At 43.4% G+C, this 9,575-nt stretch carries 10 protein-coding genes and 1 pseudogene; all 11 read right to left on the reverse strand.

The features are described from left to right. Positions 1-104: 104 nt before the first annotated feature. The 11 genes and pseudogenes from H5300_RS23750 to H5300_RS23800 all read right to left on the reverse strand — a co-directional run bounded on the left by H5300_RS23750 (position 105) and on the right by H5300_RS23800 (position 9,171). Positions 105-905: a vancomycin high temperature exclusion protein gene (locus tag H5300_RS23750; RefSeq protein WP_182797062.1), complete on the reverse strand. Its 801-nt coding sequence runs from the start codon at positions 903-905 to the stop codon at positions 105-107. 172 nt (positions 906-1,077) lie between these two features. Next, positions 1,078-1,752 (reverse strand): annotated as a pseudogene (locus H5300_RS23755) (malic enzyme-like NAD(P)-binding protein); the annotation flags it as partial. After that, a complete protein-coding gene (locus H5300_RS23760) occupies positions 1,727-2,920 on the reverse strand; it encodes a hypothetical protein (protein ID WP_182797063.1) in 1,194 nt (397 codons plus the stop codon). The gene H5300_RS23760 and the pseudogene H5300_RS23755, both read right to left, overlap by 26 nt. 18 nt (positions 2,921-2,938) lie before the next feature. After that, positions 2,939-3,814, reverse strand: coding sequence for a DsbA family protein (locus tag H5300_RS23765; RefSeq protein WP_182797064.1), 876 nt, complete (start codon positions 3,812-3,814; stop codon positions 2,939-2,941). Between the two features lie 12 nt (positions 3,815-3,826). Further along, positions 3,827-4,789: a signal peptide peptidase SppA gene (gene sppA, locus H5300_RS23770; RefSeq protein WP_014386852.1), complete on the reverse strand. Its 963-nt coding sequence runs from the start codon at positions 4,787-4,789 to the stop codon at positions 3,827-3,829. A gap of 2 nt (positions 4,790-4,791) precedes the next feature. After that, positions 4,792-5,922: a hypothetical protein gene (locus H5300_RS23775; protein ID WP_182797065.1), complete on the reverse strand. Its 1,131-nt coding sequence runs from the start codon at positions 5,920-5,922 to the stop codon at positions 4,792-4,794. 5 nt (positions 5,923-5,927) lie between these two features. After that, positions 5,928-6,221 (reverse strand): hypothetical protein, encoded by a 294-nt coding sequence (locus tag H5300_RS23780; protein WP_014386850.1) that lies wholly within the window; start codon positions 6,219-6,221, stop codon positions 5,928-5,930. A 10-nt stretch (positions 6,222-6,231) separates the two neighbouring features. Next, positions 6,232-6,513 (reverse strand): hypothetical protein, encoded by a 282-nt coding sequence (locus tag H5300_RS23785; RefSeq protein ID WP_182797066.1) that lies wholly within the window; start codon positions 6,511-6,513, stop codon positions 6,232-6,234. A 968-nt stretch (positions 6,514-7,481) separates the two neighbouring features. Then, positions 7,482-7,886 carry a hypothetical protein gene (locus H5300_RS23790; protein ID WP_182797067.1) on the reverse strand — a complete coding sequence of 135 codons (405 nt, stop codon included), beginning with the start codon at positions 7,884-7,886 and terminating at the stop codon, positions 7,482-7,484. Continuing rightward, positions 7,876-8,265, reverse strand: coding sequence for a hypothetical protein (locus tag H5300_RS23795; RefSeq protein WP_053309118.1), 390 nt, complete (start codon positions 8,263-8,265; stop codon positions 7,876-7,878). Before H5300_RS23795 ends, H5300_RS23790 begins: the two co-directional genes overlap by 11 nt. 54 nt (positions 8,266-8,319) lie before the next feature. Further along, the gene (locus H5300_RS23800; RefSeq protein ID WP_182797068.1) at positions 8,320-9,171 is read right to left on the reverse strand and encodes a hypothetical protein; all 852 of its coding nucleotides are present in this window, start codon (positions 9,169-9,171) and stop codon (positions 8,320-8,322) included. Between the last annotated feature and the right edge of the window lie 404 nt (positions 9,172-9,575).

The following is a 9,575-nucleotide window of genomic DNA, read 5'->3' on the forward strand; positions in this document are numbered from 1 at the left end:
AGACTTTGTTGGAAGAATGTTACTCAAGTTAATAAAGGAGTGTTGGTGTGTTTTTGCTTAACAATGGGGAAGTGTGAGGCAACAAATTCAAAATGTGTAGTTTTCTACACATCGGTCTCTGCTGGGTCTGCAATCGGGCTTTTTGTAGGGTCTACAACAGGGGTTACAGTGGGGTCGGTGATAGAGTTTGGGATCGGAAATGATTCCGGTTTTGGACTCGGTTGAATCGGCTCTTTAGGTCCAAGGAACTTTGGCGTTGTCCCCATAATATACAGATCAAGGAATGCTTTGGTGCGCGCAAACACTTCACGCAAACGTATTGAGCTTCCCGAGTGATGGGTTGGTCCTGAAACCGCTAAACACTGCGCGTGAATATCGTAAGAATTGGCGATGAATAACGCTCTTTCACAGTGGAATTTTTGAGTGATGATCAGAAAGTTATCGGTATCGAATATCTTTTTGGCGCGAACAATCGAGTCTAAGGTTCTGAAACCCGCGTAATCTAGATTGATGCGTTCCTCGGGGACGCCCGCTTTTAACAAGTCGCGTTTCATCGTCCACGGCTCATTGTAAGAGCGATGAGCGTTATCGCCGCTCAGTAGAAATTGGTCCACTTTTTCACGATCGAAAAGCTCAATCGCGGCTTCGATTCGGTGCTTATAATAGTCGTTGAGTGTTCGACCCAAATATTTGCTCGTGCCAAGCACAACGGCGACCTCAAGCTCGGGCACTTCATCTATATCGTAGATGATGCGATCTTCCGCTTGCCATGAAACCCAATAATCGATCGCAATAACCGCAGCGCTGCCTACTAAGAACACGAGGAAAGCGCCAAACAGAAAACCTTGCAGTTTTTTGTAAGCTTTTTTTATGTAGCTACGGAAAATGTGAGAATCAAATTTCACTCTCGGTATGGTCCTTTCACTGAGCATTAATTTTTGAGTGCTCGATAATACCAAATAAAAATGAGAAAAATCAGTTAAAAAGACAAGACAGTTTAAAGAAAAAAGCCCCTGCAATTGCAGAGGCTCATATAAGAGTCGTTAACGCTCTTTATTCCAAGCGCAGTACGCTTTATTAGAATGCCGTGCGCTTGTAGCGACGGTAAACTGGCTGCCAGAAGTGCTGGTCAATCGCTTGTTGCAGTGCTTCTTCAGTGATCTCTAGAGCAACGCCCTGTTCAATCGCCTTTTTACCTACCGCAAGTGCAATTTTCTTAGATACCGTGTGGATCTCTTCCAATGGTGGAAGTAGAGCACCTGTGCCATTGATTGCTAGTGGAGAACACGTAGCAAGTGCACGGCTTGATTCCATTAGCATTTCGTCAGTGATGCGTGAAGCATTCACAGCCAATACACCAAGGCCAATACCTGGGAAGATGTAGCTGTTGTTACACTGAGCGATTGGGTAAGTTGTGCCGTTGTGAACGACTGGCTCAAATGGGCTACCTGTCGCAACAAGTGCTTGGCCATCAGTCCAACGAATAATGTCGTTTGGCGTCGCTTCAACACGGCTTGTTGGGTTCGACAGTGGGAACACGATAGGGCGTTCACTGTGTAGGTTCATCTCTTTGATGACTTCTTTGCTGAATAGACCTGGAGCACCAGACACACCAACCAATACGGTTGGTTTCGCGTGGCGAACTACGTCTAGTAGAGAGAAACCAGTGCCATCGCTTTCCCAGTCTTTGGTGTTTTCGTTGGTTTGAACCAGACGCTGTTGGAAATCAAGCAGGTTTTGCATGCCTTCTTGTGATGGTATTGGTATTGGTTAAGCTAGCTTGCCCTGCATCGGCACTTATATTGGGAATGCCTGTGATAGGAGAGTAACCACTGTTGTCACTACGCCATGTTACGCCGATTAGGTCAGAAGAACCCGACCCTCGGCTTTCAGACCATAGCGCATAGCTAGTAAGGTTAGTGTTGATAGATGCTAAACCACTCTTGACTCCATCATCATCAATAACGCTGCGTTCCACTACAGGCGTATTGAAGGGACCAAGTTTGACGGTATGTTTTGCTAGGACATCATTTTCATCATCAGCGCCCTTTTCGATACTTAGGATTTCAAGTACGCCAGGAGAAGTTTCTACTGAATGTATCGAGATAGCACTTTTAACTTCACCGTCACTGTTTGTTTTTATATTTCTCGAAAGTTCTGTCGTTGCAATGATATTGGCTTTTGTGCCGTCGTTGCTTAACCAGGCTATTTCCAATGCATTTGTATCGGAGCCAAAAATCGGAGTTTGCCAGATAACGATGCTTTGTCCTGACGGGTCAGTGAAGAGAGTGTTGTCGGTGATTTTTACTCGACTTTCCTCATTCGTAGCTGCCGCGTCAGTCATAAGTACATGATCAACTTCTAATGGTGGGGACCATTCTTGTGTTGTTGCGTCGTAATAGGAAACGTTCAGTTTCTGGTTGTTACTATTGTCTCTCTGTACCCATGTAATATAGGCATTACCATGATTTGAAAGGCTCATTTGAACAGAGCTCTTGTAGTGGTTTTCATCGACAATGAATGGTTGCCAGTCTGATCTTAGTATTTCACCAATATCGGCACTTATCTTGACTTTGTTAGGTACATTGCCATTCGCATAGTCTTCAATAGGGGCTACAGAAGCATATAGCTCATCCGGTTTGCCATTGTTGGCTTCTTCGACCCAAGCACTGTATAGAACAGCCGAACCATTTTCGTTTTGTAGCTGGATGACAGGAAGTGTTGCATCTCTTGTTGGAGAACTTAGTAACACTTCTTTTTGCCATTCTCGCTTATCGACCGTTGTTGTTTCTGTTGAGTTGTCTTGGTTATTGCTTTCACTACCATTGCCATTGGAAGTAGTTCCAGTGCCTCCACTGGAACCACCACATCCTGCCAACACTGATAGTAGAGCAGCTGCTAAAGCTGTTCTTCTTAACATCAATTACATCCTCTGTTGTTAGTTGTTTTCGGATTCAATCATCATTTTTCGGATGATGGCCGCGATAGCTTGTGATGGCTGTGCCCCACGAATAAGCTGAGTTTTCCCAGTTTGGTTATCTACGATGAAAGTCGCTGGTGTACCTGAAATGCCATTTTCAGTAGCTTGCTTCACATCTGCTGCTATTTTCAGGTCGTAACGGCCAGAAGCTAAACACTCTCGAACCAGGGAAGCATCGGCACCAACACTCTCAATAACTTCTGCCAAATTAGGTACTCCACCACCATTGCCTTGTGATTTGGCAAATACTTCGTCTAAGAACACCCAGAATCCACGGTTGCCTTTTTGTTCAGCAACACATTCCGCTGCTAACGCTTCTTTTTCAGCCGCTGGGTTATGAAAACTCAATGGCAGATGTTTCCATTGCCAGTTGATATTCCCGTTACTTGCATCCACCACTTCTTTTGGTGTGTCGTGGAATTTTTTGCAGAACGGGCACTCCAGGTCAGAAAATTCCACCAGCGTGAATCGAGCGTTCAGGTTTCCATATATGCGTTTATCGTCAGGCACTTGTTCGGGAGCTGATTCGTATTTTGCGTATTTAGCCTGAATATCCTGTTCGCGTTTCTGTTGAACGAAATGTTCCAGTGCTTTTTGAACTGCATTGTTAAAGCGCTCTTCTGATTTAAAGCGATAGTCACTTTCTAGTTGAGTAATCTTCGACTGGAGAGAATCGCGCTCTTGAATGAGCAACTCTTTGGTCTGGTAAATTTGATATCCCACTGTAGCGACAGACGCTCCCAAAATTAGGGTCAAAGCAGCACCAACGGCCAGTAGCTTTTTCTGCATTGGACTGAATGATTTTTGTTGTTGTGATGTGGTTTGTTCTGACATTACATTTTGCCCTTAGTAAACTTTTACAGTTGCCAATTCATGAATCAGGGTTGAAGCTTCCATTTTTGCGCGTTGTGTTAAGCGCTTAACGATGTCTTCACTTGGTGAGTAATCAACGAGGTTTGTTTCTTCTATAACATTGCGAGAAATTGAGTGTAGGCTTCCTAAACCATCAATTAACCCAATCTCAAGTGCTTGCTCTCCATTCCAGATCAATCCAGAGAACACTTTTGGATCGGCTTTGAGTCGTTCACCACGGCTCTCTTTTACTCGCTCGATGAACTGCTGGTGGGTTTTCGATAGCACTTCCTTCCAGAAGCTAGTTATCTCTTCTGAAAGAGGGGAGAATGGGTCTAACAAAGCTTTGTTTTCACCAGATGTTATAGCTCGTCTTTCAATACCCAATTTTTCCATGAGCCCAGTAAATCCGAAGCCAGAACTGATGACACCAATAGAGCCAACCATACTTGCTTTGTCCGCATAAATTTTGTCTGCGGCCACGGCGATGTAATAGCCACCAGATGCACCGATATCATCAATTACAGCGATAACTTGTTTTTCTGGGTATTCTGCTTTTTGAGCTTGAATCTCTTCGTATATTCGACCTGCTTGCACAGGGCTTCCACCAGGACTGTTTATTCGTAGAACGACAGCTTTTGCATGGGGATTTTTGAAAGCAGCCTGAATGGAAGGGATTAGATGATCTTCATCTGCAAGTGAACCCGCAGCGATTTCTCCTTTGATATTAATGAATGCAACATGTGGAGTGTCAGCTTTGGATGTCTGCCAAGGTAGTCCTCCTGGATTTGAAGCTACGGTTAGAAATGCAACTATCATAAGGACAAAGCCAAGGGAGCGAATCAACTGAATCCCTCTTCGCCATCTTCTGTCTTTTACCTGTTCCTTATGGAGGGTAAAGACCAGATCTTTAATCATGTCTTTTTCCCATGCTTCTGGTTTATTGTTTTCACTCATGTTTATTCCTTAGTTGTGGTTTGTTTTCGACCTGGGTGAGTTGGAACCAGAAACAGCTCCCATTCTTCCTCGGTTAATTTGTTCTCTTTCGCTAATTCAAGTTTGTCGGCTTGTTTTAACCTCTCTGATAACGTGGATTCCGCTAACCCGAAATTAGTAGCGACTGCCGCAACGGAATGGTATCCCTTGCCATTTATCACAATTTCAACATCGGCTTTTCGATTAGGGGGAATAGCGTTGAGTACCTTTTCCCAGTCCATATCTGAAAGCTCGTTACATCGTGCCTTTTCCAATAATTCTCGATGTCGAAGTCTCTGGTAGAGAGCCGAGTACGTTAAGTTAGCGGCTTCGGCCAGATGGTTTAACGTGGGGTAGGAATCACCTTTATAGGTGATAGGTTTGTTGGCCGCCTTTGGGCCCTTGTTTGGAGCTGGTGGTTCAGATAAGACTGAGTTCCAGTTCTCATCTGTCATAGTGTTGGTTTGGTAGGCTTTTAATAGCCCTTTATCCCTAATCCTTGAATAGAGAGTCCTTTCTGCTTTACCAGTTTGTTGGGCTAGTTCGGTTAAACTAGCGTAGGGCTTTCCTTTGACGTAAATAGGTGAACTCTTTCTTCGCCTTGCTTTACGTTTTTTAGTCTTTTTTTCTGGGCAAAATGTGCCAGCTTCTCTTTGTTCTATGAAGACAGAGCTAGTTTCTGCGTTGAAGAACTCATCCGCTATTCTATTTTTAAGCTCCGTTGCCCTGGCTATGACGACATCAAGCATTAGATCAACAGCCACAGCATTTGCTGCACTATACGGAACCAGCTTTCCTTCGCGGTTGCGTTTAAGGCTAAGTGCTTCTGCTTCTCGGCAAAGCTCTGTACATTGAATAGCGAAATGTCCGGTATCTTTCATTAGGTATGATGAAATGATGCCGCTCATTTTCCTCGTGAATCTTGAAGTCATATATTGAACATGCCCACCCATCAATTCCTGGCTTTCTATACCAAGCTTTCTGGACAGCTCTTCAATATCTTTTTGTTTATAACGGAAAGCCGAGTGTTTTAAGCTTTGTGCATTACGAATAAGCTCTTGACTCGCGCCATGTCTCTCCAAGTCGGATATTAGGAATGGGGCCAATAGATCCATGCGCACTACACTCCAACTCCAATGACCTTCAAGACAAATAGGCATAGCATTGAATAGAAGGGGGTTAGCAGTAGAGATGCCATGACCATACCGAATACTCGTGCTGGCATTTTTTTAGCGTACATAACCATCCAAGGCATCATTGCACATAAGGCAGCGATCATTGCTCCACCAGCGCCAAGCTCAGGGAAAAGCACTGATTGGATAAGGATAAACAGGCATTGAGCATAGCCAGCTTGATTCAATGGCTTGTTACTAAGGTTTTCTTCACTTTTTTCTGGTGTTTGAGTTCTTTCCACATTTCGCTCCTTACGCCAACTCTGGTACACCGAAGTATTGACGGTATAAGTCGTGATCATTCGCTAACAGACGCTTGACTGTGCTTTCATCAATCTCATTAATTGCCATGGTTAGGATTTGGTCTTTCCCAATCACACTCATATCTACAGTGAACCAAGTGCCTCTGACCGATTTAGCAAGAATTTGTAGGTTCCAAGGCACTTTTATCTCGTTGGCCGCAGTGATGTTTGAAACCTTAACAACCGTTGCATCCTTCCCGAGCCAGCGTTTGTTATCAATGACAAGATCCATATTGTCGAACGCTGATTTGGCTGCTTTTTTGCGGATTTCTATGATGGAGTTTGAGCCTCCATTCTTGGCCGCAAGCTAAAGAACTACCCCTAATGCTGTACAGGCGACGATAGGTTTACCTGCAAGACCAGCAATTACTCCACCGATAGATATCAGCAACATCATTGTTTTATTGATTCTTGTTAATGGCATAAGCCCTCCTTTGCCATGAGAGTAACGGATAAACAGCAAAAGCTTCTCACTGCAACATGCCCAATAAGGGCAACTGAGAACTCAATGAAACAATCCCTCACACGAACAGGACGTCTTTATTAGTCCTTGCCTAATAGCCTGATATTTGTAGTAGAGAGAGACGACTTTTTTTTCATTCAGTAACTTTGTTCTGATGTAACGAACCTTGTTCTTTCCGTCGGGCTGTGGGACAACCGTTCTAACGTACCCGTAATCGGATACCTCTAAGTTGTATTGATTTTTAAGAATCACTCGGTATACAGATAGCTGGATTACATCCGATTCAAAGATCCTGTTATCTTTCCTTAACTTGGTATCCAGAGGGATAAGGACTTTCTTTTTTGATAAAAAAACTTGATCGACTCTTCCATGCAGAGGTACAGGTAGTGTTGTTGCCACATCTTCTTCACAAAGAAACAGAGTTGCGTTTCTCAACTCATTTGGCATGTTTTCTTCACTCCACCAGCTGAGCACCTCATGCAAATGCTTTTTCCGCCATAGGTCTACTTTGGCAATTAGAAATGGAGCGACAATCAGTGAAACTAACAACAAGACTATATTCATAAAATATTCTCAATTACTTTATAGTATCATTATATAGCCCCTTAAGTATTTGTCACGTAGCCACTTTGGAAGTACTAAGCATTTAGGTTCGGTATGAGGGAAGGGGGAGCGTGAAAGACTTTTAGGGCAGGGAAGAGCCCCGTGTAGAAGGGGCTATTGCAGCTGGTGGAGCACTAGTGAAGCAAAGAGGGGACTTTCACATGTGAAAGTCTACCGTCAGACATCATATCTAAGGTGTCTACATCCAAATTTGAGTCTCTTAGCCCTTTTCCTTCGTAGACGATATCTGGTGTGCAGCTTGATTTAAATACGCCGTGGGGAAGATGATCGAAATCCCCAAGCCACATTCTAAGTCTGAGATCAACGATGTAGTCTCCTGGCAATGTAATCCAGCAATGAGGGGTTACTACGTCTCCTGACGACTTTTCTGTTACATAGCCGAACATGCAACAGTGTTCAACGTTGGCTTGTTTCAGAAGATGGCTTACTAGATAAGTCATTCCATCACAGTCAACCTGACAGTCCTCCAACACAAACAGAACTGTTTCTAACTCAGAAAACCATTCCTCATTGATCATTTGAAATTTCCTTTTTATTTATCTCATTCTCAAAAGGGTACGGCTTTCTTCTTTCCGCCAATTCAATGTCTGCTCCGCACTGTTTACATAACCCCTGTTCCTTTGCACAGCTGTCGCAGACTGCATCAGTAGCAGTTGAGCCGAACTGCATTGTTTCTTCGCAAACACCACAAGGTTTTGATGTTATCGCAGCTCCTCCTATTCGTTGAGAACGAGCGTAATAGCAACATAAACACAAATGCATGGACTCTCGTTTTTCCTTTTCGACGTCAGAGGTAATCCTTTCGGCAAGTTGGAGTATGTGCTGGATTTGTTCTTTAGCTCTTTTGTTTCTATATGAAATTGTTGAGCGTGTAATTTGTTCTTTCTGCTGCTGCATGTCTACCTCCTGAAAAAGGCAATCTCCCTAAGCAAAATGCTTGGGGAGAGCTAATTAGTTCTCTGGGTGTATGAACAAGAGAGGTTCGCCATTGTCGAGTAGATAAGGCGTTTTAAATTTAGATTCACCTACCCGTATGTTCCCAGATGCTACGTAAACATAAGCCCAAGAGGGAAGTTTTCCGCTTACAAGTGAATATATTTTGTCGCTTGGGACATGGCTACCTTTACCGGGAGTAACTCGGAATCGGTTGTAGTAAACACTGTGGTTTGATTCAAAAGGATACGAATCAATTTCATCGACTCCGACAAAGCTAGGGGCCTTTGCTTCGCGGGGCTCAAAGACTTCGGTTGCTATGTAGCAGAGATCTACATTTGTCATGCCTGCTTTGTATATGGGGCAACCGTATTCTTCACTGTGAAAGTAGAACTCTACTTTGCGTTCGGAATTGCCATTTGTTGCTTCATACTCTAATCCCATTTCTTCTAGCGTTGACTCAATGGCCGTTTTCATTTCAAACAAAAGTTTTTCTTGAGCATTTTTGGTGGATGACGCTTCGGACTTTGGCATCCATGCAATTACGCTGTTTCTGGATGCTGTGTCGGGCTGCTCTAAAAGAGAGGTGACAAGCCCCAATCCTAACCCTGATGTTAAATCTAGGTTCGCGCCGAAGGAGGAGGTAAACAAAAGAGAGTTTGTCGCAGCGCTGCCTGCAAATTGCAAAGACTCGTAATTCTCTCTTGGAACGTATTTGTCACTTACATTGTACAATCCACCAGCCTGCGCGATGTTATATGCACGACTGTGTGATTCATCGTATGACACTGGTTGGGAGGTTGACGCACAACCAGTCATTATTACCGACATTATTGACACGCCTAAACCTATTAGTTTTCCATTTATCATTACCTAACTCCTAAGTTGTTTTTAGGTTGCTTTTGTGTTCCTTTAGTGAACAATGCAACTTTACCTTATCTATCAAAACACTACCTTAAAGGCACTTTGCTTTTCTAGACGGCATTCAATCTATTTTTATGCATACCCATCATTCAATCTAAATGTTGTCTTTGGGTTGCTTTTCGATACCTCACGTTGAAAATCCAAGTCCGTTTTCGGTTTGCCTTTTAAGCTCATTATATGACCTTATAAAGATGATGCAATACACTAATTCACGGCTGGTTAAAGTAAATGTCAGTACGGTCGATTAAAGAAAATCAGTGTCCTATGCTTTTTATTGGACGCTCAGAATTGGCTTGGAGAGCCTTGTATGGAATTTGTCGTTATTACTTTCTTTGGATTAGCTATATCCA

The organism is Vibrio sp. SG41-7 (assembly GCF_014164465.1).
Lineage (GTDB): Bacteria > Pseudomonadota > Gammaproteobacteria > Enterobacterales > Vibrionaceae > Vibrio > Vibrio splendidus.

Bases quoted from the DNA above. Each gene is read 5' to 3' on its own strand.
- H5300_RS23760 (WP_182797063.1), bottom strand. From the start codon at position 2,920: ATGTTAAGAAGAACAGCTTTAGCAGCTGCTCTACTATCAGTGTTGGCA.
- H5300_RS23765 (WP_182797064.1), bottom strand. From the start codon at position 3,814: ATGTCAGAACAAACCACATCACAACAACAAAAATCATTCAGTCCAATG.
- sppA (WP_014386852.1), bottom strand. From the start codon at position 4,789: ATGAGTGAAAACAATAAACCAGAAGCATGGGAAAAAGACATGATTAAA.
- H5300_RS23775 (WP_182797065.1), bottom strand. From the start codon at position 5,922: ATGGATCTATTGGCCCCATTCCTAATATCCGACTTGGAGAGACATGGC.
- H5300_RS23785 (WP_182797066.1), bottom strand. From the start codon at position 6,513: ATGGATCTTGTCATTGATAACAAACGCTGGCTCGGGAAGGATGCAACG.
- H5300_RS23790 (WP_182797067.1), bottom strand. From the start codon at position 7,886: ATGATCAATGAGGAATGGTTTTCTGAGTTAGAAACAGTTCTGTTTGTG.
- H5300_RS23795 (WP_053309118.1), bottom strand. From the start codon at position 8,265: ATGCAGCAGCAGAAAGAACAAATTACACGCTCAACAATTTCATATAGA.
- H5300_RS23800 (WP_182797068.1), bottom strand. From the start codon at position 9,171: ATGATAAATGGAAAACTAATAGGTTTAGGCGTGTCAATAATGTCGGTA.